This window comes from Alphaproteobacteria bacterium LSUCC0684 (assembly GCA_041228335.1).
GTDB lineage: Bacteria > Pseudomonadota > Alphaproteobacteria > Puniceispirillales > UBA1172.
In genome coordinates, this window is record CP166130.1 from 1,788,367 (window position 1) to 1,812,784 (window position 24,418).

General features: G+C 51.7%; 19 protein-coding genes, 2 tRNA genes and 1 pseudogene. 5 read left to right on the top strand and 17 right to left on the bottom strand.

Features of this window, described 5'->3' with window-relative positions:
• Positions 1-2: 2 nt before the first annotated feature.
• Complete coding sequence (locus AB8880_08585) at positions 3-767, bottom strand: hypothetical protein (GenBank protein XDZ64981.1); 765 nt, start codon at positions 765-767, stop codon at positions 3-5.
• A 118-nt stretch (positions 768-885) separates the two neighbouring features.
• Here AB8880_08585 and AB8880_08590 point away from each other — a divergent pair, with 118 nt between their 5' ends.
• Positions 886-1,242: a hypothetical protein gene (locus AB8880_08590; GenBank protein ID XDZ64982.1), complete on the top strand. Its 357-nt coding sequence runs from the start codon at positions 886-888 to the stop codon at positions 1,240-1,242.
• Between the two features lie 47 nt (positions 1,243-1,289).
• A pseudogene (locus AB8880_08595) lies at positions 1,290-2,398 on the top strand (IS3 family transposase).
• Here AB8880_08595 and AB8880_08600 read toward each other — a convergent pair.
• The 9 genes from AB8880_08600 to AB8880_08640 all read right to left on the bottom strand — a co-directional run bounded on the left by AB8880_08600 (position 2,387) and on the right by AB8880_08640 (position 11,927).
• On the bottom strand, positions 2,387-2,950 hold the full coding sequence (locus AB8880_08600; protein XDZ64983.1) for a site-specific recombinase: 564 nt from the start codon (positions 2,948-2,950) through the stop codon (positions 2,387-2,389). The pseudogene AB8880_08595 and the gene AB8880_08600 sit on opposite strands and share 12 nt — an antisense overlap.
• Before the next feature lie 142 nt (positions 2,951-3,092).
• A tRNA-Met gene (locus tag AB8880_08605) sits at positions 3,093-3,169 on the bottom strand.
• Between the two features lie 361 nt (positions 3,170-3,530).
• A complete protein-coding gene (locus AB8880_08610) occupies positions 3,531-4,235 on the bottom strand; it encodes a M48 family metallopeptidase (GenBank protein XDZ64984.1) in 705 nt (234 codons plus the stop codon).
• Positions 4,232-7,417 (bottom strand): type I restriction endonuclease subunit R, encoded by a 3,186-nt coding sequence (locus AB8880_08615; GenBank protein XDZ64985.1) that lies wholly within the window; start codon positions 7,415-7,417, stop codon positions 4,232-4,234. The genes AB8880_08610 and AB8880_08615 overlap by 4 nt, the downstream gene beginning before the upstream one ends.
• A 7-nt stretch (positions 7,418-7,424) precedes the next feature.
• On the bottom strand, positions 7,425-8,321 hold the full coding sequence (locus AB8880_08620; GenBank protein ID XDZ64986.1) for an endonuclease NucS domain-containing protein: 897 nt from the start codon (positions 8,319-8,321) through the stop codon (positions 7,425-7,427).
• A complete protein-coding gene (locus AB8880_08625) occupies positions 8,318-9,475 on the bottom strand; it encodes a restriction endonuclease subunit S (GenBank protein XDZ64987.1) in 1,158 nt (385 codons plus the stop codon). The genes AB8880_08620 and AB8880_08625 overlap by 4 nt, the downstream gene beginning before the upstream one ends.
• Positions 9,472-10,998 carry a type I restriction-modification system subunit M gene (locus tag AB8880_08630; GenBank protein ID XDZ64988.1) on the bottom strand — a complete coding sequence of 509 codons (1,527 nt, stop codon included), beginning with the start codon at positions 10,996-10,998 and terminating at the stop codon, positions 9,472-9,474. The genes AB8880_08625 and AB8880_08630 overlap by 4 nt, the downstream gene beginning before the upstream one ends.
• An 8-nt stretch (positions 10,999-11,006) precedes the next feature.
• Positions 11,007-11,555 (bottom strand): restriction endonuclease subunit S, encoded by a 549-nt coding sequence (locus tag AB8880_08635; protein XDZ64989.1) that lies wholly within the window; start codon positions 11,553-11,555, stop codon positions 11,007-11,009.
• A gap of 33 nt (positions 11,556-11,588) precedes the next feature.
• Positions 11,589-11,927 carry a hypothetical protein gene (locus AB8880_08640; protein ID XDZ64990.1) on the bottom strand — a complete coding sequence of 113 codons (339 nt, stop codon included), beginning with the start codon at positions 11,925-11,927 and terminating at the stop codon, positions 11,589-11,591.
• Between the two features lie 168 nt (positions 11,928-12,095).
• On the opposite strand from AB8880_08640, the gene AB8880_08645 reads away from it, so the two are divergent.
• On the top strand, positions 12,096-13,508 hold the full coding sequence (locus AB8880_08645) for a hypothetical protein (GenBank protein ID XDZ64991.1): 1,413 nt from the start codon (positions 12,096-12,098) through the stop codon (positions 13,506-13,508).
• On the opposite strand, the gene AB8880_08650 is transcribed toward AB8880_08645, so the two are convergent.
• The 6 genes from AB8880_08650 to cysE form a co-directional block, all read right to left on the bottom strand.
• Complete coding sequence (locus tag AB8880_08650; GenBank protein ID XDZ64992.1) at positions 13,489-14,481, bottom strand: integrase; 993 nt, start codon at positions 14,479-14,481, stop codon at positions 13,489-13,491. The genes AB8880_08645 and AB8880_08650 overlap by 20 nt on opposite strands.
• 83 nt (positions 14,482-14,564) lie before the next feature.
• Positions 14,565-14,641 (bottom strand) — tRNA-Met (locus AB8880_08655).
• Between the two features lie 350 nt (positions 14,642-14,991).
• A complete protein-coding gene (gene mnmA, locus AB8880_08660) occupies positions 14,992-16,257 on the bottom strand; it encodes a tRNA 2-thiouridine(34) synthase MnmA (GenBank protein XDZ64993.1) in 1,266 nt (421 codons plus the stop codon).
• Between the two features lie 3 nt (positions 16,258-16,260).
• Complete coding sequence (locus AB8880_08665; GenBank protein XDZ64994.1) at positions 16,261-16,575, bottom strand: 2Fe-2S iron-sulfur cluster-binding protein; 315 nt, start codon at positions 16,573-16,575, stop codon at positions 16,261-16,263.
• 28 nt (positions 16,576-16,603) lie between these two features.
• Positions 16,604-17,695, bottom strand: a complete 1,092-nt coding sequence (locus AB8880_08670; protein XDZ64995.1) for a cysteine desulfurase family protein — start codon at positions 17,693-17,695, stop codon at positions 16,604-16,606.
• Positions 17,689-18,447, bottom strand: coding sequence for a serine O-acetyltransferase (gene cysE / locus AB8880_08675; protein ID XDZ64996.1), 759 nt, complete (start codon positions 18,445-18,447; stop codon positions 17,689-17,691). The genes AB8880_08670 and cysE overlap by 7 nt, the downstream gene beginning before the upstream one ends.
• 163 nt (positions 18,448-18,610) lie before the next feature.
• Between cysE and AB8880_08680 the strand changes: the two genes are divergently transcribed.
• A complete protein-coding gene (locus tag AB8880_08680; GenBank protein ID XDZ64997.1) occupies positions 18,611-19,276 on the top strand; it encodes an alpha/beta hydrolase in 666 nt (221 codons plus the stop codon).
• Between the two features lie 25 nt (positions 19,277-19,301).
• Complete coding sequence (tyrS, locus tag AB8880_08685; protein ID XDZ64998.1) at positions 19,302-20,546, top strand: tyrosine--tRNA ligase; 1,245 nt, start codon at positions 19,302-19,304, stop codon at positions 20,544-20,546.
• A 10-nt stretch (positions 20,547-20,556) separates the two neighbouring features.
• Here tyrS and AB8880_08690 read toward each other — a convergent pair whose 3' ends face one another.
• The gene (locus AB8880_08690; GenBank protein ID XDZ64999.1) at positions 20,557-24,285 is read right to left on the bottom strand and encodes an AsmA-like C-terminal domain-containing protein; all 3,729 of its coding nucleotides are present in this window, start codon (positions 24,283-24,285) and stop codon (positions 20,557-20,559) included.
• Between the last annotated feature and the right edge of the window lie 133 nt (positions 24,286-24,418).

The following is a 24,418-nucleotide window of genomic DNA, read 5'->3' on the forward strand; positions in this document are numbered from 1 at the left end:
AATTATCGCCCCTCTCTCTTTGGAAACTCTCCCGCAGCCACATTTCCAATATATTGCTCTGCAATCCTAAGGTGCCTTTGAACTGTCAACTGTTTACGGCGTTTAATCACACGCTCTAAGTCTCTGGTTGGCAGGTCTTCTGCTCTAAGCTCAGCTATGGTTTCACCATTCACAACTTCATTTACTGATATGCCTGCAATATCAGCAAGCTCACTGTCATGTGCAGTTGGGTTCTGCTGTTTTGCATCCCAAACCAACAAATGCTCATGCAGTGTTCTCAATAAAGGCTTGGTCGCCACAGGATACTTAGCTTGGCTCTGTGTTTTTTTGCGAGCTGCCTTCTGAACTTGAGGCTCTAACAAACGCCTAATCTGCTTCATTGATACAGACAGTTTGTTCTCTAATGGAACAGACAATGAGAGCGTGTTTTGATCTGTTGAAACACTATGTTCAACCGACACATGTCTTATGGGTGGCTCAGCAAATAATTCTGCATGTTCAGTCCACCAACTCCAAAAATCACCCTCATGCACATTGCCAAAGTCAGCGTAGAGATCGGCATATTTGCCCCTGCCCGCGCTCTCACAGGCTTGCCTGTATCCTTCATGACGGCGCAAATACTCCCACCAGTAATAGTAGACTGAGCATTTCCAAGCAGGCGCACCCTTATATGGCGACTCAACAGCACGGCGATTACTTGGCCGCTTTCCCCTCAATGGCGGTGCATAGACAAAGAATAGAGGACGGTTGGCACGAGACTTTTTCATAAATATATGATGCCATATTTGTTAATTTAAATGAACAACAATTTGGCGTCATTTTTTGTGCGATATTCACTACATCGATGCAAGCACGCATCACAACAAAACACGAAAGGTGAATATCATGACTAAAACACAAACAACTAAAACTGCTTCAAACCATGCCAACATCAGCACTTGGATTGATTCACTCAAAACCAAGCGTGAAACTTGGGAAAATGGAACCTACAAAGCATCAAATGAAGAGCTCTATGTGCTGCTTGATGAATGTGTAGATCTATTCAAAGAAGTTCGCGCACATCGTTCGCTTGTCAAAAAGCTAAACCTCATTCTCGAAGAACGCGAGATTATGATGCGGAGCAATACCAGCCTCGCTACCAAGATTGTGCGACTGATTTTTGGAGATTGCGGTAAACGCGCATACACATATGCCCGTGTGCTTACTGTAGCAGCAGAGCAAAAAGGTGAAATACTGTCTTAGCCCCGTAAAACTGTGCCATAATTTGATAGAGACGGAGGATCGAAATTATGGCTAGGAAGCGTTATACGGACGAAGATATTTTGAAGCTGTTACGTGAGATTGAAGTTCATATTCATGGTGGCATGGATGTTGTTAGCGCTTGTCGCAAGGCAGGAGTTTCGGACAAAACCTATTACGGCTGGCGCAAGAAATTCGGCGGCATGGGGCGGTCTCAGCTCAGCGAGATGAAGTCGCTGCAAAAAGAGAATGATCGGCTCAAAAAGATTGTAGCGGAACTTGAGTTGGACAAGTTGATCTTGAAGGAAAGCTTGGATTTTTTAAAGCCAAAGGTCTGACGCAAGAGCAACAACGTCAGGCCGTCATTCATACAAGACAAAAGCTCAACACATCTGAGCGACGAACATGCAAGGTCTTGGATATTGCTCGTTCAACGCTGAACTACAAGGCGGTTCAGCACGATGATGATGCCCTACGCTTGGCCATGATGAGATTGGCCAAGGCGTATGGCCGCTACGGCTATCGGAAGATAACTCAGTTGCTGCAGATCGAGGGCTGGAAGGTCAACCACAAGCGAGTAGAACGATTATGGCGTGAAGAAGGGTTGCAACTTCCACAGCGTCACAAGAAACGAAAACGCCTGTATCACAAAGACAGCTCTGTCATCAGGCTAAGACCTCAGCATTCAAATCATATTTGGTCGATTGACTTTGTCCACGATAAGCTAACAAATGGACGCAGCTACAAAATGCTGACCGTTATCGATGAATACACACGAGAAGCTTTGTGCGTGGCCGTCAGGCCGAAGATGAATGCCAATGACGTGCTGGACGTATTGTTTGATCTGATCCTTAAGCGAGGAAAACCAAGGTTCATCAGATCGGACAACGGCCCCGAGTTCATTGCAGAGCATCTTCAAACTTGGCTTAGGAAGGTTGGCATCGAGCCAATCCAAATCTATCCAGGCTCGCCTTGGGAAAATGGCTATAACGAGCGCTTCAATGGCACGTTACGCAATGAAGTGCTAAACGCAGAATGGTTCCACACTGTCCATCAAGCGCAAACTGCAATCAATGTATGGCTCCGCCAATACAATCACATCAGACCACATCATGGACTAAATATGCGACCGCCCGTACCTGAAACACTAGTAGAGTAATCGAAAATTAGTGGCACAGAAAATTGGGGCTAGACAATGTGTCTTGTTCATAAAACCACGCGCAACACTCTCATCAAACACTCTGTTAAGGGCAGAGTTATGTGTATTCAGCGTTGATGCTTTGGGTTCTCTGCCCATCTGCTGTTCGCGCCAGCGTGAAAACTTTTGGAGTGTTTCATAGGTGATGCTGGTGACATGCATCTTGCCAAAGAACGGAATTAGATATTTCTCAAGCACGATCACATAGTCGCGATAGACTTTCTTGCCAACGCCACTTTCCAGCTGCTTGTTCATTTCTGCGATGCACAGTTTAGCGACATCCGAGAAGCGTTTGGACACAACTGGCACGCCATTCTTCTGATGAAACTTGTATTCCAAATAGCTGTCAGAGGCAGCCTGCTTGGCTTCGTCTAAATCGCTCTTACCTGTTGAAATGCGAATGTATTGGCCGTCGATTTGGAAGGCTGCTTGCCATTTGCGGCTTCTCTCACGCCTGTAGAGCTTGACGGCTCCATCCATAATCAACACAGAATCTTCACGCAAAACAGGCATCTAACACATCCAATCACTATAAAAACGATATAGTCTGGAGTGACTGGAAGCCAACCAAAAAGTGTGTAAGAGGTGTGTAACGCAAAAATCGCCTCAAGATCTTCTTTGAGACGCTGCAATACATTGATAATATTAGGAGAAATGGTAGCGGAGGAGGGACTCGAACCCCCGACACGCGGATTATGATTCCGCTGCTCTAACCAGCTGAGCTACTCCGCCCCGGGATTAAAGCATGGTTTCCTGTCAGTATTGTTTGCAGGCTTACACCCTCAAATCATGTTGTCCCTGATACCAGTGTGGCACAGCTGTGGCAGAAAATAAACTCTCCTCACCCACGCATGGGCCACCCCACCCCTAGTGCATATGCCTAACACGATTGCTGGCGATTGGCATTTTTTTAGTTATCTGTATGAGAAACAACATACAAAAACATAGAACAAAGAGAATTGGGTTTGCGGCGGCAGAATAATTGTTTAGCGAATTGTTATTCATACACATAATCCCTTAAGCTATCTTGCAATCTCCAACTATTCAATAACTTGGCTTGCCACGCAGCAGTTACCTGTATGGCAAACACCCGTTACTTGAGTGACATTTCCAGCCTGTGCTTCAAGCGTTGCCAATTTGGTGATTTCTGTTCAAGCAAATGCCAAAAAGTGGGGCCGTGATGGGGATGCTCAATGTGGCAAAGTTCGTGCAAAATTACATAGTCGATACATTCCACAGGCGCACGCACAAGGTCAGGATTTAAAGTCAAAACTCCTTTGGGAGACATGCCACCCCACCGGGATTTAAAACGCTTCAATACCAAACTTGGAGCAGGTTTATCTGGAAAGCGTTTCAGGCACTCTTCCAGTCGTCTATTAAACAGGTCAGCCGCCCGTTCTTTATACCACCCCATCATTAAGGACATGGCTTTTTCAGAAGAGGGTATTTTCATAGTCACATGAAAGAAACGCCCTTTCAGCTTCACTCCCTCTGATAGCCCTTGATGAAACTTCAACCGATACTGCCGGCCAGTATATAGATGAGTTTCGCCAGCAACAAACTGGCGAGGCGGCGTCAGCGGTTTGAACTGGTTGAAATAATCAATCTGTCTTTTTATCCAACTGGCTCGTTTGCGAAGTCGATTTTTAATGTCTGAAACAGCTGCACCCAGCGGGGCCAACGCCACAATCGAACAATCAGGCAGGACTGAAATCGAAAGTGTCTTCCTTTCACGATATTCAATCTGCACATTAAAGGTGTTCGACCCATAGTTGACCAAAATTGTTTGACCAGTCATGACAGACGACGCTCTGCGATTGTCATAATGTTTTCTATGATAATGTCCATCTGCTCAGGGGAGAGACTTACTCCTCGCTCATCCAGCAACACGTCATACATGTAATTATCAATCGCCAGTCTTATTTCATTCAACTTGGCCGTCTGCTGGAAGAGTTGCGGGACATTACGATATGCATCCAATGTCTGACTGATGAATTTTGCAAAGGCGATTTGTGTGTCTTCATCTGCACCAGCATCCTTTGTGGGGCCAGTCAACAGATACCCATGATAAGCTGCGGCATTTGCATCATCAGCCAGAGCGTTTGGCGTTTCTTCCAGCCCCTCAGACAGCACCGTGCTATGAATGTTACGTACCCTTTTCAGATATTCTGCCTCTGCATAACGCCCTTGAATAAAATCATTAATCAAGGTCTCAAGCATATCTGACAGCTTTTTATACAGGGCAGGGTTCTCTTCCATCTTCTCTGTGATGGTTCGTTTTGTGGAATGAGCAATGAAGTCCGCTTTTGCCCGGTCAGAAGGGAGTTTTTCTTCGGTTTTTTTCATCATCTCCAGATTAAAGATATTCACAGGTTCAATAACGAGTTCGATATCAGTTGCGCCAATATGGTCATGCAGAATTTTCTCGATGCGCTTTTCATAATCACTGAAATCTACCTCTTCAGCATAGCGGCGTTTAACAGCACTTCTGAGATTTGTGAAACGCTTCAGGTCGCGCTTATACCGGTGGATATCTGCTTCAGGTGTTTCATCATAGAAACGGGCCGCCCCTAATGCAGCGGCCAGAGCCTTACCATAAGCGGTCAGGCGACAATAGAAATCCTCTCGGATGGCATCATCAGCCAAGAAAACTTCATAGGCTTCTTCATCTGCATTACCATCAAGAGACTGAAACAATGCCCTAAGATGACTGTGGGTTTGTGGCAGCTTGTCTAAAATCTCACCCACATTACGCATCAAGCCTTCAAGGTCTTTTTCCTCATATCCAGCAAGCGCATCATAGTGACTGAAGGCTTCATCCAAATTTTCTAAAACACCCTCGTAGTCTACAATGTAGCCTTCATCTTTATCCGTGTTGAACTCATCACTGTCTGAATCCAACACACGGTTCACTCGGGCAATCGCCTGCAACAGATTATGTTCTTTCATCGGCCGCGTGAGATAAAGAACCGTATTGCGCGGGGCATCAAACCCGGTCAGCAGCTTGCTCACCACAATGATGATTTCCGGGTCTTCCCCATGCTTGAACTGGTTGATGATATATTCGTTATATTTCTCTTCATCACCATAGCGGTTCATCATCTGCTGCCAGAACTCAACAACCTCGTCTGTTGCTTTGGCTTCGTCAACAGCATCATGCCCTTCCCGAGTATCTGGGCTGGATATCAGCACTTCACTTGTCACATGGCCGATATCATCCAGTGCGGCTTTATATTTCAGGGCAGCCGCCTTGCTGGGGGCAACAAGCTGTGCCTTTAGCCCTGTCCCTTTAAAGTTGGCACGGAAATGCTCCGAGATATCGAAAGCACGACAGGCGATGACCTTATCCAGTTTTCCCAGCATATTGGCTTGGGCATATTTCTTTTTCAGGTCAGCCTTTTGCGCGTCTGTCAGGCCGATGGTCAACCGTTCAAACCATGTATCCAGCCCTTTAGAATCCATATCAGGCTTAATCAGGCGGCCTTCATAAACCAGAGGCACCACCGCGCCATCTTCAACCGCATCACGCATCGTGTAGGTATCGATAATCGGGCCAAATTCGGACATGGTGTTTTTGTCTTTTTTGGCGATGGGCGTACCGGTGAAGGCAATATAAGTGGCGTTTGGAAAAACACGCCGCATCTGTGCGCTGAAGCGGCCATACTGGCTGCGGTGACCTTCATCCACCAGAATAAACACATTTGATGACTCGTCTCGCAACTGGTCACGGGCAGCGGCCTCAAACTTGTTGATGATGGTAGTAATCACCCCAGCTTTTCGTTCTGCAATCAGGGAAATCAGTTCCTTGCCTGTTGCAGCCCGTTTGGGTGACATCCCGGTATTTTTAAAAGTGCCTTTAATCTGTTTGTCCAAGTCTACACGGTCGGTGACCAGCACAATCCGCGCATCATTCAGCGTGCTATGAGAGATAAGCGCACGGGCCAGCATCACCATCGTAAGGGATTTACCTGAACCTTGTGTGTGCCAAATCACGCCACCCCTGCGGTCCCCTCCACCTTCAACACGGGCGACTGTCTTGCGCACAGCCTCAAACTGCTGGAACCGACTTATGATTTTATGTGGACCATCAAACAGAATAAATTCACGTGTCAGGCGCAGCAGCCTGTCCGGACGGCATAACCCCACCAACGCCCGGTCTTGGTCTGTTATCAACCGGCCTAATTGAGAATCATCAAACGCCCTTTCCCCGGCGAAATCATCACTGAATAAAGCATTACGCTGGTCATCTGATAAAGGCGTATCTATCAGGGCGCGCAAAATAGCATCACCAATTTCATTTTCTTTCCAGATATTCCACAGCTTGGCTGGTGTGCCGGTCGTGGCATATCGGTTTTCGTTCTTGTTCACGCTCATTAAGATTTGCGCATAGACATAAAGATGCGGAATCTCGTCTGGTTTCTGGTTCCGAATTGTCTGGCTGATGCCCTGTGCCACATCCGTTGCAGATTTTTTATTTTCAATCACCGCCATCGGGATGCCATTAACGAACAGCACGATATCGGGGCGTCTGGTATCGACCGATTTGCTGCGTTCCACCGAAAACTCTGCCGCCATATGAAACTGGTTATTTTCAGGGTTATCAAAATCAATCATTGGCACGTTATGGCTGCGGCGGGTGCCGTTAATCACTTGCTCCACGCTTTGGGGCAGGCACAGCAAATCCCATTTATCTTCCGCCTGTTTGCCATAAGTTGCTGGCGGCAGATTTTTCAGCCGCACCATCAGGGTTTCAATATTATCTTCAGACAAAGGCGCATCTTGCCCTGCCCAATTGAGGCGGCGGGTGAGCAGATAATCACGTGTAATATCTTCTAAAATAACGGCACTGGTGCGACCTTTGCGGGCAGAATTAGCCTGTGCTTTAGTCAAAGGTTGCCAGCCCATTTTTGCCAGTAAAATCATGGCAGGCAATTGGCTTGTTGCAATTTCATCAGTTCGAAAAGTAGGAGTTCTGGTCATGATTTTGTTATGATGCCTCATAGGATTGCTGGATAAGGGGTTTGGCCCGCTCTAAATCCGCGTCAGAAGAAATGGTGATTTCGATATTGCCTGTGCCGTAATGACCAATCTCACGGACATCACGGCTAAACCCTTCAATCAGTTCAATGTCATCAGGGTTGATTTGAATGAAAACCATAATGTTGTTTCTCTGATTACGCAGCTCAACACAGGCGAAGTTCTTAATGCGTTTAAAAGCCACATAGCGCTGTAGATGTCTTTCCTGCACATCATCGCCGAGCGAGTGGAGGTAGTCGACCAACGCTTCATACCGTTCTTTCTGCTCGCTTGAAGCGGCGGCGATGATATCCTCATGGTCTTTTTGTGTGCTGCGTCCGCTGCTATTTGATGGGGCTGTCGGCGTTGTGCCGGTGGTTGCGGTTAGCAAATCCAGCATCAGCAAATCATCGCCAAATTTACGATAGCGGATAAGTTCAATATTCCGGTTCATCTGTTTGACCGCGTGCGTATCGTAACGCTTGAAATCTCCTGCGATACACACAAGGCGCGGGGCAGACCAGTCAATGGCGTCTGCTGCTTCTTTACCGATTTTTTCCATAACCAGCAGTTTGAAATCAGACTGGTTCTCCATCAGCAAGTCGAGATAGAACAAACCCTGTACTATGATGGATTCATTTGTTTGGCGTTTATATTCAATGATGACAGGACAGTTATTTTCATCCAGCCCTAGTGTATCAATTCGCCCATCCTTGATACTGTATTCAGAGACTAGAAAGCGCACACCAATCAAGGCATCAAGGTTACGCTCAAATAGCGTTTGAAGTGACTTCTCCAGTTCTATAACCGCACCATTAATTTCGTTCACAGTCTGGCCGTTGAGATTGAAGAGTTTGATATCGCTCATGCCGCCCCCTTCACGCGCAGCTTGCCCGTCAGCAATTGCTGCATTAGCCCACGTTTTTGTTGTTTGAGAAGGTTGAGTTGAGAATCCAGTTTGAGAAGTTCTGATTGCGCTTCTTGCAAAACAAGAACTGCTCTTTTCAATTCATCATTGTCCATCGGAAAAGGTAAAGTAAATTTGAGAACAGATGACTTATCCACGGCTGTGAATGTGCTACCCTGTTGAACAGTTTTCCATTTTGCTTTCATCGCTATCAGAGAAAAACGAATATAATCCCTACTCATTTCAGACTTTGGTTCAATGGCACAAAACCCTCGACCAATGCATAAGTCTGAGTCTGAAATAGCAATGTCCCCAACTGGCGCACGAACTGTCATTAAGACAGAACCTTTAGGCGCAATTTTTGACGGCTGAATGGTATATCTTGATGGATTAACAAAACCGTCTTTAATGTCATCTCCGCCACCTGCGAGAGGCAACCCTGTACCAACATCGTTATAGCTGGATGCTGGCGGTGATTGCCCCATTGTCACATTAGCAACTTTTTCTAATGAACATTCCTCTATTGAATTGAGGTTTCGTGAAAATTGGTCTGGTAGCCCTTCAAACAGCTTCTTCTTATGTAAAATGATAGATTGCAAATCACTTATCGCGGTGTCGCAATCGGTAAGGATTTCAACGATTTTCTGCTGCTCTGCAAGTTCAGGGAGCCATAATGAAAGCTGTGACAATTCTTGCGCATAAATATGAACAACTGAATTGCCTGTAGCTAATTTAAATTTCTGTCTATTCAACTCCCATGAATTAAGCATATGAGCTAAATAAATAGGGTCTTGCCCATGCCCCCTTAAGATAATTGTATCCCCGCCCACATATGTTTCTTCTTGCCCAACAAATGCTGATGCTTTCCCAATTTCTTCTGCTGTTTCACCAGAAGTGGGGAAAATAATGTCTCCATATTCTAACTTTTGTGCGTCTGCGGCAGCATCACTTGACACCCTTGAAATAGGGTTACGGATAACCTCACCATATTCGGTGTAGATTTCAGCATATCGGATGCAGGATAGACCGCCTTCGTCAACAAGGTCAGATTTAGCTATACCTTTACCACGAATGAAGTTGCCCAACGTACCCAACTGAACTATTGCGTCGCTCATACCCCCAGCTCCTTCAGATGCTGGCGCAGGCGCGCGCGGGTCTCGGCCAGTTCTTTGTCAAGCCTGTCAATCTCGGCTTGAACGGCGGCAAGGTCGATTTCTTCTTCCTCTTCGAACGTATCCACATAACGCGGGATGTTGAGGTTAAAGCCGTTCTCCACCACCTCATCAAAACTGGCCAGATGGGCGAATTTCCCCACCTCTTCCCGCGCTTCAACTGCAGCGACAATCTTGTCAATATGCGCATCAGTCAGGGTGTTCTGGTTACGGCCGGATTCGAACTCGTTACTGGCATCAACAAACAGGATATCTTTCTGGTCTGTCAGCGCGCCGCCTGCTTCCCGCCGCAAATCAAAGACCAGCAAGGCAACTGGAATAGCGGCGGTGGAGAACAGCTTTTCCGGCAAGCCAATGACGGCATCAAGCAGGTTTTCTTTCAACACCGCTTCACGGATACGCCCTTCGGCCGCGCCGCGGAACAACACCCCATGCGGGACCACAACCACCACCCGGCCAGATTGCCGCTTGGCGGTGGCCAGCATATGCAGGATAAACGCCCAGTCGCCCTTTGATTTGGGCGGCACGCCGCGACCAAAACGGCCATATTGGTCTGATGCGGCATCCTCTGCCCCCCATTTATCAAGGCTGAATGGCGGGTTGGCAACCACACGGTCAAAGCGCATCAGGCGGCCTTCATCCAGCAATTTGGGGTCATTAATCGTATCGCCCCATTCAAGCACCGCATCATCAACGCCATGCAAGAACATATTCATCTTGGCCAATGCCAGCGTGCCGCCATTCTTTTCCTGCCCGAACAGGCGGCAGGCACCGCCTTCAACCTCACGCCCGGTATCAAGGGCCAATGAGCCTGACCCGCAAGTAGGGTCACATATCAGATTGCCGGGTTCTGGTTTCGCCAGTTTGGCGACCAATCGGCGAACCGGTGAAGGGGTGTAAAACTCACCTGCCTTCTTGCCCGCATCACTTCCGAAGCGTTCAATCAGATACATATAGGCTTCACCAATAATATCTTCCTGAATACGAGATGGGCGCAAATCAAGACGGGGGTTCGCGAAATCTTCCAGCAGGTTTTTCAGCAGCCTGTTGCGGTCTTTGGTGGTGCCCAATTTTTGGTTATTGAAATCGATGTCTTGAAATACGCCATTCAGTTTCGGGCGGTTCGCCGCTTCAATCTTTTCAATGGCGATGTTAATCAACTCACCCACATTATCCGCATTGCGGCTTTGATGCAGGGCGGTGAAGGACGCATCCTCAGGCAGAATAAAGCGTTCCAGACGCATGGCTCGCTCCACGCGTTCCGCATTGCCGTTATATTGTGCCATATACTCATCATAATGGTCGCGCCAAACATCAGAGATGTATTTGATGAACAGCATCACCAGAATGTAGTCCTTGTATTGACCACCATCGATAACGCCGCGGAAGGTATCGCACGCCCGCCAACAGATATCATTTACTTCCTGTTGAGTCAGTTTTTCGTTGTTTGGTGTTTTGTCTGCCATCTTGTCCTCTATCGGTTGAATACGCTGCTGCGAAGGTATTCTTCAGCTGCATAAAAATAGTCAGCGGCCAGTTCTTTGCCAGCATCGATTTCATCACTCACTTGAATGATTTTTTCCTGAGATGCTCTATCAGGCATTGGCACATCTAGGTTACGTAAATCTCGAATGGAAACGCTCTTTATCATATGCGTTTGTTGAGTCATTCGGTCAAAATTAGTGTTATTTAACACCCATGCCAAATATCGCGGTATGACATCAGAATGTGGCCGCACCACAATAAATCCATTTGTAACGATAGTTTGTTCGGGTTCATGCATTAGTGCAAAAGCTTCTAAAACGTGACCACGGGATTTGAACAACACATCACCCTTTCGAATAAATTTGTCAGGGTTGCTAACGCTCATATCAGTCCGTTTCAGGCCGGTTAACTTGATGTGCTCTTTTGATACATCCCGAAGCTGAATTACAGTTGTGCTGCCTAACTCGGCAAAGTTTTGACTGCTTAAGGAGAAACCCGTAAACAATTCACCGCATTCTGAAATCTTTCGCTTTGCCATTACACTAATCCTGCTTGCCAAGCATCCTAAACGTTAATGCCAAGTTTTTTTGACACGTTTCCGATAATGGCGACCTGCTTTCCCCGATTTCATATGCATTACGGTAACCACTTTGGTTTCGTCATTATCATTACTTACCACCACAGATTTGCCCGTGATTTTTTCAACCATTTTTGGTGCCAGCGTCCCTTCCTCTCCCAGACGGATTGCGCATCGCTTTGTTACCGATACGGAGACCAATCCCTTGCCAACGGGGACTTCTTTATCGGCATATCGAATGATGGTTGTTACCACCGATTTTCTTATGCCTCTTTGCTGCAACCTTACTGTTGCATGTGCGCCAAATTCGATATCGTCAAACGTTTCGTCCATGATTTTTGACCTTTCGTTTCTGCCTACAATTGTCGTTATGACACTTGATTATACCATTGTCAACACCTAATTTCGTATTTCTGCATATTGTAGGACAAAAATAAATTACAGAATACCCCAAGTAAGGGCCGCCCCAACCAACCTTAGGGGTATATGAATGGTGATGATATGAACAATACAAAGCAAAGAGAGACGCTAACCACTCTCCTCAACGACAAGAATAGCGAACGATACATCAACGAAGAAGAGATTGAGATTTATGAGACTGGAGGCTTCTTTGAAGATGATGAAGACTGGCATTGTTTCATTCGAGAAAGAAAAGCACAAAGCCTTGATTACTCTCGCCCCTTGAACTTGAACATTATGGCCTCTAGTACAAAATGCACTTCTGGCATCAATGAACTGAGCCAGCGCATCCTAAGCCATACCAATAGGCGACTATATCAGCCCAGCCGAATACAGTTGAACTGTCTGCTGGCAAATCTGTTTTTCAATTATGCGCAGTCATCCAATCTTTGGACAATTGTGTCACGTGCACATGAAGGTGCCATCATCAAAAAATACAACCCAATGGGCCTGAACAATGAAACGATGGCCCGCCTGTGTGATGCGATGGCTGACCTGCAGTTTCTGGATAAGGAAATTGGCTATCGAGAAACAAGCAAAGGCAAAAAGGATGGCCACCTAACCAGAATAAGAGCCACTGAGGACTTAATCAAACTGCTAAAGAATCATGGATGGGAACACAGTATCCTGCATTACCACCCTGACACGATTCCAGTCGTTATGAAAGAAACGCCAGAGGGGAGAAAGACCAGCAAGCCAGTTGACTATGTGGATACTGAAACAACAAAGACTACCAGCGAACTGCTTTGGGATTATCATCACTTTCTGCGGAGACGAGAGATACTTCTGCCAACATTACTTGGCGATAAGGTTCCTGACCTTATCTTTATGCGGCAAATCTTCAGCAATAACTCATGGCAGGAAGGTGGCCGTCTGTTTGGCGGGGCCTATCAGCAGCTGTCTGAAGACGAGAGAGAAACCATTACGATTGATGGCGACCCGGTTGTAGAAATAGATATAGCGTCTTGCCATGCAACAATGGCTTTTGCAGAGGCAGGTCGAGATTGGTTCAAAACCAGCAATCAAGATATTTACCAGCGTGATAACCTTTCTCGCTGGCCTCGAAACGTCATTAAACGAGCGTTCAATATTGCCATTAATACCGAAAATAAGAAAAAAGCTATTTCAGCCCTCACCAATGCAGATAATAAAGAAGGCTGGTTTCATAACCACAAGCACCTAAAGACACCGGGCTGGCAGAAGGTGCTGCTAGATGAGATGCAAGATGCATATCCTGAAATAACCCACCTCTTTTTTAAAAGAAGAGGCATGGTCTACATGCGGCAGGAAGGTGAGATAGGCTTGCGCATCATTGCAGATGGTATGAATCGCGGCATACCTGTTCTTACCCTGCATGACAGCTTCATTGCCCCTAAACAACATGAAGCTACTTTATGTGCCATCATTTCAGATGCTTTTGAAACTGTGGTTGGAATTAGTTGTCATCTGAAGTGACCCTCGTTAATTTGCGTCTCAGCATCTGAACATCCGCATGGGCATATCTCAGCAACATTGTTGGGGTTTGATGCCCGGTGATAGATGCAACTTCCGGCACAGTTAAACCCATCTCGAAAAATCGTGATGTGGCCTCATGGCGTAAATCATGTAAGCGCAGGTCTAATATGCCCGTGCGTTTCCTCAACCGCTGCCAAGCAGATTTTACTGCCTCATAATTGGTTGGCAAAATCCTGTCTGATGTCCGAGATATCGATAAAATCACCTGATTAGCGCGAGGCGTTAGCGGAACAAATCTGTCTCGCCCATTCTTGGTATCAATAAGATGCAGGATGGCCTCTTCCTCATTCCAGTCAGCCCATTTCAGTTTCAACATCTCCCCTGCCCTCATCCCAGTCTCAACAGCAAGCAAAATCAGAGCAGGCATATAAGCACTTCCAGACTCGTTTGCAGCCGCCAGCAACACATCCAACTCTCCAGCCTTCAGACGCCTGTCACGGGGCTTTGAAGGGGCAGGAAACCGCACTTTATCAAGAGGATTTTCCTTAATACTCACACCCCATTCAGATGAGGCTATGTTCAATGCATGCCTTATAATTTGCAGGTCATATGCTGCTGCCCTTTGTCCATCTAGAAGCCTTCTATCTCTGAATTTGGACAGCGTTTCGGGTGTAAGGTCACGGATACGATATTGACTGATAGGGTCTTTTAAAAGGCGTGCTATTCGCCTGCTTTCACTTGCTGCTGACTTTTTCTGAGGCGTTACCTCTGCCGCATATCTTCCCAGCAACTCTGTAAGGGTCTCTTTGACAGGCAGGGCGATGCCAGCCTCTGATGCATTAAGACGAACCTCTTGGCTTCGTCCCCATGCTATTGCCTCTTCTCTGCGGTGAAATGTTTTTGTGATACTAGAATAGCCTGCGCGTCTTATCTGCACCTGCCATTTATTTCCCCTTTTACGTATGTTTGCCATATCAAACACCCCTTGTGTGTGGCAAGGGTGTGGCAAGACGGCTTTGTGCCGACCATCAACAAACAAAAATCGTAGGAAAATCATGGTAGCGGAGGAGGGACTTGAACCCCCGACACGCGGATTATGATTCCGCTGCTCTAACCAGCTGAGCTACTCCGCCCCGGGCCGCGTCCTATCAAGGACCCGCGAGAGCTTTCTTCTAGGCAATTCCCGCCCGGCGGTCAAGCGTGTTTTCACGCTATCCCACCTGTTGCCGCACACCTGCCGCCGCACGCCCCGACCCCATCGCAAGACCTGATATCTCACAAAGCCCGCGGCCGACCAAAGACAAGGTATCCCTGCAAGGCCCGCCGCAACCAAAAGATACGAAAGCCCCGTTATCGCGGCTGGCCCGACCTTTTCGCAATATTCGCAATCATCGCAAGCCGCAATCTCGACACAACTCGATGCGCCCATACGCCTAGCTGATGTTGCGGGTTGGGGTGTTGCCCACTACTCAAGAGGCATCATCTAGCCGGCGGCCGTCGGCGCTTCACTGATCCAGCCGCCCCCGAGCACGAGATCAGGGTCATCGGCGGCGTAAAGCACCGCGGCCTGCCCCCGGGCAATCCCGAATTGAGGCGCATCAAGGGCAAGCCGGGCTATGCCAGCCGGGGTTTCAGGCCCCATGCCAGCCGGGGTTTCAGGCCCCATACCGGCCGGGGTTTCAGGTTCCATGCCAGCCGGGGTGCCTGGCCATGCCACAATCCGTGCCGGCAGGGCAGGTGCGGTATTGCGCAGCCGCGCCAGCACCGGCTTTCCGGCCTCGGGCGGTTCCGCGGCCAGCCAGTTCACGTCGCTGAGATGGACTTCATGGCAGGCAAGCATCGCCTTTTCGCCGACAATGACCTGATGATCTTCGGCGTTGATCCCGATCACATAGAGCGGGCCATCCTCTTCATCCGCATCCTTGCGGCCGCCAATGCCAAGCCCACGGCGCTGGCCGATCGTATAATCAATCACCCCGTTATGGCGGCCGAGCACGGTGCCATCATGATAGACAATATCCCCCGGCTCGACGGCACCGGGCCTGAGCCTGCGGACAACATCTCCATAACGGCCATTGGGAACAAAACAGATATCCTGGCTATCGGGTTTGTCGGCAATGGCGAGCCCGAACCGGCGGGCATGGGCGCGGGTTTCCTCCTTGTCCATCCCGCCAAGGGGGAAACGGAGATAATCGAGCTGCTCCGGGGTGGTGGCAAAAAGGAAATAGGACTGATCCTTGCCGCTATCGACGCCGCGAAGGAGCTGGGCTGAGCCGCCCCGCATCTCACGGCGGACATAATGGCCGGTGGCAAGGCACGCCGCCCCGAGATCACGGGCGGTTGCCAGAAGATCAGTGAATTTGACCGTCTGGTTGCAGCGCACGCAAGGAATAGGGGTTTCGCCGTTAAGGTAGCTGTCGGCGAAATCCTGCATCACCTGATCCTTAAAGCGGGATTCGTAATCCAGCACATAATGCTTGATCCCAAGTCGCGCGGCAACGCTGCGGGCATCGTGAATATCGGCCCCGGCGCAGCAGGCCCCCTTGATACGGACCGCCTCACCATGGTCATAGAGCTGGAGCGTAATGCCGACAACGTCATACCCCTCTTCCTTGAGGAGCGCGGCGGTCACCGAACTGTCCACCCCGCCGGACATGGCCACCACCACGCGGGTGTCTTCCGGTGCCGCGGCGAATCCGAGCGTATTGAGCCCGGCTGTTTCATGGGAATTTGCCACGGCCCCGGTCATGTTCTAGTCGTCGTCCGGCAGGCGCACCTTGAGCCCGTCGAGTTCCTCGGTAAGGGTGATCTGGCAGCCGAGACGCGATGTTTCCTCAAGCCCGAAGGCCAGATCCAGCATGTCTTCTTCATCAAGCGACGGCTTGCCTGTGGCCTCGACCCAGGCCGCATCGACGACAACATGGCAGGTGGCACAGGAAAGACTGCCGCCACATGTCCCTTCAATTCCGATACCATTGTCGCGGCCGATCTCCATGACCGAAAGACCGGCGGCAGCTTCAATGGTTTCTTCCGATCCGTCGCGTTTGACAAATGTGATCGATGGCATGCTTCAGCTCCACAAACAAATGTTGAAATCAGGCTTGCTTATAGAGGTCAAGCCAGCATTCGGCAAGCCTGTCGATATCATCTTCGGTGCTTGCCCACCCCCAGGAAATGCGGATGGTGTGGCTGGCAAGATCACCTGCCCCCATCGCCTCAAGCACATGGCTTGATCTGACCTTGCCCGACGAACACGCCGCCCCGGCGCTGACGGCAATCCCGGCAAGATCGAGCGCCATGACTTGCGTCTCCGCCCGGCGGCCCGGCATGGCAAGGGCGGTGGTATTGGGCAGGCGCTCAACCATGCGGCCGAAAATCACCGCATCGGGGGCCTTTGCCGTAATCCGGCCTTCGAGCCGTTCCCGCAAGGCAACCCCGCGCGCGCCAAAGCCGCTGATATCGCGGGCAGCAGCAGCGGCGGCGGCACCAAAGCCGACCGCTCCTGCCATGTTTTCCGTTCCCGGCCGGCGGTTTTTTTCCTGCCCGCCGCCACGGGCAAGCGGATTTGCGGCAAGGCCTTCGCGCTGGATGAGCGCGCCTATCCCTGTCGGCCCGCCGATCTTGTGGGCAGAAACAGACATCATATCAAGACCGAGCGCCGAAAAATCGAGCGGGATCTTGCCCAGCGCCTGCACCGCATCGCTATGGACGAGCGCGCCGTGCTCCCGGGCAAGGGCGACAATTCTGGAAAGTGGCTGGCAGACCCCGGTTTCATTATTGGCGGCCATCACCGAGACAAGCGTGCCCTCAGGGCTTTCGGCAAGCAGCCCTGCCAGCGCTTCCATATCGGTGACGCCGTTGCCATCCACGGGAATCCGGACAGCATCCGGTACGGATTCAAGCACCGCGGCATGCTCGGTGGCGCCGACCAGCACTGCCGGCCAGGCACGCCTGAGCGCCATGGCATTGGCTTCGGTGCCGCCACTGGTGAAGATCACCTCTTCCGGTCTTGCCCCTGCCAGCATGGCGACCTTGCCCCTTGCGTCTTCCATCGAAAGGCGCGCCCGCTGGCCATAGACATGCACGGAAGACGGGTTTGCCGGCGGGCCGAGCACATCCAGCATGGCCTCCCGCGCTTCCGGCCTGAGAGGGGTGGTGGCGTTATAATCAAGGTAAATGTCTAGCACGACTTCCCATCATCGGCTTCGGATTCCGCCCCGGCATGATCCGATGGCGACAGATCAACCCTGTTTCCTGTCTGGCTGAGGCCTTCTTCAAGCGCATTGAGGCGACTGCGCAGGGACTGCACTTCATTGAGAAGACCCTGTATCGCAAGCTCACGGGTATCGATCGAACTTTCCGCCGCGGTTCCGTAAGCCCGGAAGGTCGGGATCGTTTCCGGTTTCTTCGAGGCCACGGGACGTGCCGGGATGCCGGTCACGGTAATGCCATCGGCCACATTCTTGACGACGACGGAATTGGCCCCGATGCGGGCGCATCTGCCGATGGTAATCGGCCCGAGCACCTGGGCGCCGGCACCGATGATGACGTCATCGCAGATCGTGGGGTGGCGTTTGACGCAGCGCTGGCTGTCCGTATCGACGCTGGGCAGCACGCCGCCAAGGGTGACGCCGTGATAAAAGGTCACATCATCGCCGATTTCGGCGGTCTCCCCGATCACCACCCCCATGCCGTGATCGATGAAAAACCTACGGCCGATGGTCGCCCCGGGGTGAATCTCAATCCCGGTGAGCCATCGCGCAATCTGCATCATGAGGCGGGCTATTGTCTTGAGGCGCCATTTCCACAAACGATTGGCAAGACGATAGATGAGAAGCACATGCACCGAGGGGTAGAGAAGAAGGATGCTCAACCGGCCGCCTGCCGCCGGGTCGCGGGCGATCACGGAGTCCAGTTCTTCGCGCAATCTTTCAAGCATCTAAAGCCGTCCATCATCGTCAGGTCAGAGGATTGTTCCCCAGTGTAACATGTGGGGCCGGATAAGTACAATTTCAACCAATACAGCCTTAAGGCGTTGCGTTTATGTTGGAAAAGCCGTTAACACCTGATATACCCTCATGGTCTAAAACGTGGAAAGCATCATGCCTGAAATTATCATCAACGGGCCGGAAGGTCGCCTCGAAGGCCGGTATATGCCGGCGGCAGACCCGACCGCGCCGCTTGCCCTCATCCTGCATCCTGAGCCCAATCGCGGCGGCAACATGAACAATCGTGTCTCGCTTGCCATGTATAAACTGTTTCAGGCGCGGGGGTTTTCCGTCATGCGGTTCAACTTTCGCGGCGTCGGCCGTTCGATGGGCGTCTATAACAATGGCGAAGGCGAGCTTTCGGATGCCGCCACCGCGCTCGACTGGATCGAAGCGCAATGCCCGAACGCCAGATCCTGCTGGGTGGCCGGGTTTTCCTTTGGTGCCTGGATCGGCATGCAACTGATGATGCGGCGCCCCGAAATCGTTGGCTTTGTCTCCGTGACCCCGCCTGCAACAGACAAGGATTTCACCTTCCTTGCCCCCTGCCCTTCTTCCGGTATCATCGTCCATGGTGAAGCCGATGGCGTGGTGCCCGTGGACAGCGTCATCCGTATGGTGGACCGTATCCAGACCCAGCGCGGCGTCAAGGTTGATCTCAGGCTGGTGCCGGAGGCCAACCATTTCTTCACCGGCAAGATCGATGCCATGACCGATGAGATCAACGATTATCTCGACACGGCGGTCGGCGATATTTCGGCGCCGGTCGAACCTGTCTAGGCACGAAGACGAGCAGGTCCGGAACATGACACCTTCTGCCGATTTTCTCCGCATCATCACCGAACGCGGCTATATGCATCAGGCCACCAGCCTTGAAGGGCTGGATGAGATTGCAAGACAGAAAAGCATTCCTGCCTATATCGGCTTTGACTGCACCGCCGACAGCCTGCATGTCGGGTCTCTTGTGCAGATCATGATGCTGCGCGTGCTCCAGCAGACCGGCCACAAGCCCATTGTTCTCATGGGCGGCGGCACCACCAAGGTCGGGGATCCTTCGGGCAAGGACAGCCAGCGCCCGCTCCTATCGGATCAGGATATTGAGAACAACAAGAACGGTATCAAGAAAATCTTTGAAAAATATCTGACCTTCGGAGATCGCCCCGGCGATGCCGTCATGGTGGATAATGCCGAATGGCTTGACGAACTTGGCTATATTTCCTTTCTGCGAAATTACGGCGTGCATTTTTCCGTCAACCGGATGCTTTCAATGGACAGCGTGAAACTCAGGCTTGATCGCGAACAGCCGATGAGTTTTCTTGAGTTCAACTACGCCATCCTTCAGGCTTATGATTTCATGGAGCTGCGCCGCCGGTATGGCTGCCTCTTGCAGATGGGCGGCTCGGATCAATGGGGCAATATCGTCACCGGTGTTGACCTGACACGCCGGGTGGACAACCAGGAAGTGTTCGGGCTCACCTCGCCCCTGATCACCACCGCTTCCGGCGCCAAGATGGGAAAATCCGCGCAAGGCGCAATCTGGCTGAACAGGGAAAAACTCCCGGTCTGGGATTTCTGGCAGTACTGGCGGAATACCGAAGATGCGGATGTCGGCCGTTTCCTCAGGCTTTTCACCGAACTGCCCCTTGACGAAATCCGGCGACTCGAAGCGCTCAAGGGCAGCGAGATCAACGATGCCAAGATCATCCTTGCCAATGCCGTGACCAGTCTCTGCCACTCGGCGGAAGAGGCCGAGGCCGCCGCCAGCACCGCGCTGAAAGCCTTTGCCGAAGGCGGCAAGGCCGAAGGCCTTCCCGAAGTCGAAACCGATGCGGATGAGATCAGTTTTATTGCCGCGCTGAACCTTGCCGGGCTGGCCAATTCCAATGGCGAAGCCCGCCGGCTGATCCGGGGTGGCGGGGCACGGCTCAATGATGTGCCGGTTCAGGATGAAGACCACCTCATCACGAAGAGTGATTTTGACAAGGATGGCAAGGTCAAGCTTTCAGCCGGCAAGAAGCGCCATGTCCTGCTGACCCGGCGTCCCGGCTGAGGGGCCGGATTTACTTTGCGCTTCCCGCGGCGGAATTCTCCTCCGAGCCGATAAGACGCTCTCTTTCACGGTTGACCCAGTCCGGGCTGAAGACATCACGGAAAACCCCGGGGATGATGCTCGAGGCATTGACGATACTGGAAGGATCATCAATCGGGCCGGTGATATTGAACTGGGTGACGAAAAGTCCCTGATTGTCGATGCCGGTGAGGATCTCCCTCAGAAGAGGAACCTTGCCGATCAGTTTGGTGATGCCGTACACCGGCAAGAGGGCGCCGCTGACCTCCAGCTCTCTTTTGTCGCTATCGACGATGCCGACAAAATCCACGGCAAGCGCCTCACCTGTTCCCCGCGCCTGATGAATTTTCTGCACGCCTGGTGAAACCGAAATCATGGCGCTGCCTTCGCGGAAATTCGTCCCGTCCCCCTCAAGCAGGGAATAGAGCCCCGCAAGGCTGAGCACCGACAGCATCCGAACCGCGCGCGGGGCTTCGATGACGTTGAAATTCTCAAGATCGAGAAGCACGTCGTAATGGCCGTCCTGTTCAGGGTTGAAGATCACCTTCATTTCAAGCTGCCCACGCCGGATGGCGTCGGTGACATTCAATGTCTTGAGCACCTGCCCCGCATTATTCGAGTAAATTTCAAGCACATCGCCGCCATTCTCCCCGGGACCGAGCACAAGATCAGCTTCAGCCCCGCCGATCAGGCCGCGCCCGCGCATCATGTCTCTGCCGCCGCCGAACTCGGCTTTGAGCGTGCCTTCGGTCAGCATCGGTTTGCCATTGAGGAAAAGATTGCCCAGCAGTTCGGCTTCACCGATTCCATCCGCTTCGGTGGTGAAAACAACATTGCCGCTGAAAGATGCCTTCTCATCCATGATGATACGGTCGGCGGTCAGGTCAACGATGAGCGACATACCCTCGCCCGGGCTTTCTTCGCGGCGGAGCGGGGTCAGGTCAATGATCCTGGCATCGGCATCCACGCGCAGGATATTTTCACCGTTGCGTTCCATCGTCATGTTGGAGATATCATTGCCGGGCCAGGAAATATGATCAAAAAAGGCCCCCAGAAACCGGCCGCTTTCATCAAAGGTGATCCGCCCGTCGGCTGCAAGGAATTCACTTTCAAGATCGATATCGTGAATTGATGTGATCCTGCTGTCGGCAATATCGAATCTGGCATGCATGACCGCTTTTTCGCCCGGCAGTTTGGTCAGGCCAAAGCGCTCGATATTTATGCTGGCATGATCCAGATCGAGGCGGGTATCAAGCACCAGTTCATCCATTCCGTCCCGGTCATCGATCCTGATCAGGGCGCCTGTCTTGCCGCCAAGCCCCATGCTGAACCGATCCTGAAGCCAGCCGGTCAGCTCTTCGCTCGGGCTGAGGGCCAGATCCATCCTGATCTCCCCGGAACGCTGCCGCGTCAGGCTCACCACCCCGGGTGCTTTGTTGAAATGGCCTCGGCCGTTGATCTCCAGCTTTTGGCCGGCATAGACCATATCGAGCGAGCCATCGGAAAATTCGATCCCATAGGGCAGACCATCAAGGCTGGCATTGCCAACCGTCGCGGTGGCATTGATCTCCGCCCCGCCCGTATCCTCGATCGTCTTGCCGGGGGGCGGAACAAGCCATTTCATCGACATGGTCAGATCCACCTTGCCCTGACTTCGGGTGACATTGAGCCCCCGCGGCCGCAGGAGATTCAGCCGCGGATGATCAAGCAGGTGGAGGGCACCGCTGAAATCACCTCGGCCAATGAGGGCCAGATCACCCTGGGGGCCCTGATCGGTTGCCCGGATGATGAAGCGGCTGCCATCGAAATCCAGCCCTTCCACGGTGCCGCTCAACAGATCAAAGCGCAAGGACGAGCCTTCAAAACTCACCGCCGCGCTGGCATTTCGCAAGGGCGGCATGGTGCGGAGATAGGTCAGGGACGATCTTGAGATTTCCGCCTTGCCGTTGAGATAGAGAACCTTTGGTTTTTCAGCAACCGGAAGATCAAATCCGGCATTGACCGAAAGGCCGTTGATGACCCCTCCATCCACTCTTTCCTCAACCCATGCCCGTGTCTGCGGGCGAATACCCGAAGGCCAGAGCGATGTCATGAAATCCTTGTCAATCTGTTCGGCCTTGAGCGAGATATCGAGGCGGTGGGGATGCCAGTCATCCTGCAATTCCATCTGGCCGACAAGGACCAGCTGGCCGAGATGCCGGGCATCGATTGCCGCCCTGGTGACCTGAAGCTTGTTGCCGACAAGACGGGTGCGTATCTCAATTCCCTCAAGCTCAGCGGCTTCGTGGTTTCCCTTCGGCTTGAGCTCTGCATCAAGAAGCAGGAATTCCGCCGAGGCATGATCGATCACGCCCTGGCTGCCAATCGAAAGCTCAAGCCGTGATCCCAGCCGTCCGGTCAGGCGTTCGATTGACGAGAACCCCGTATCAAACAGAAGCTCCCTCAGATCAGCAATCAGATCAAGGGTCGTGATATCGAAACGTTGCAGGGCCGTGTTGAACACCCCAACCGTTTCCAGACCGAAAGACGTGATTTTCCCCTCGCTGACGCTGCCGGTGATCATTTTTCTGAGTTCGGGTTCAGCCGTATTCGGCCACAGGCCGAGCGCCTCCTCAAACGGCAAGCCGCTACCCTTGACCTTGGCGAAGATAACAGGTTTTTCCAATGAAAGATCACGGACCTGCCCGGTAAAGATCGCCTGCCTTGGTTCAGTTTCACCGGCAGGCTGGTGTTCATATTCAACCTGCTGGAATGTCAGCAGATCCTGTCCTGCGTCATAGGAGAAGGTGGAGGCGAGCCGGTCATATTCGATCCCGCCAAAGCCGGGCAGATCCACCTGCCCGCCTGCCGCCGTCAGCTCACCCGAAACCATGGCAAGCCGCTGTTCACGGATGGTGAATGCCAGGCGCCCATCGAGCCTGCCTGCCTCACGCAACTGGGGGATGTCAACCCCGAGATAGGGATAGATTGTGCTGAGATTGACGCCACTCATGGTGATATCGAAATCAATAACCGAGCCGGCGGCATTGCCGACGAAATCCATGTTCATCCGGCCACCGGTCAGGTTGTCGAACCTGACGCTGCCAAGCAGACGCCTTGCATCCCGCCGCAACAGGATTTCAATCGGCTCGATTACCGCCTGAGCCGGAATAGCCACGCCATCATCTGTTGCCTGCCCGGCCCAGGCAGATCTGCCGATGGTGATCTTGGCATTGCTGATAAGGATCTGCCCCAGACCGGAAAACCTGGCGGCATTCTCCACCGGCGGGGCATTGCCGAGCAATCCCGTGATCATGGCCATGGTCGAGCCCGCATACCAGCCGTCCTGGCCATGGCTGATTTCCATTTCCAGCCCGAAAACCCGCATTTCGGAGGGAATCAAATCTGCGGTGATGAGGTTCTGCCAGGAAAACCCGAACTCGGACCTTGGCAGGATGATGCCGGTATCTTCGGCTTTGAGCGTGATATTCCGGGCACGGAGCAACACGGGCGTGGCCGATAGCTGAAATTCCAGCCCGGCCTCTTCCACCCGGGACTCGATACCGGGGGCCTGCTTTTTCAAGGTCTGTTCGATAAATCCGGCAACGCCGCCGGCCTGATCAATTCTGACCCAGGCGATCGCCCCGACGATCGCGGCCAATGCCAGAACAGCCCCAAGAAAGAGCAGCAGGATTTTCAGTGATTTGCGGATCAGTATCATTCCATCCAGGTTCTTGAACATGCAGGTTGGTTGTTGACCAGGCGCGGATCTTCCAGGCGGTTTGCTCTCCAAGGTTCCAGATTTCAGCCCCCGGGGGCTTGGTGCGGTGACCTTGAGCCCCTATATCTCAATATTGTACGTATCTTATGAACGA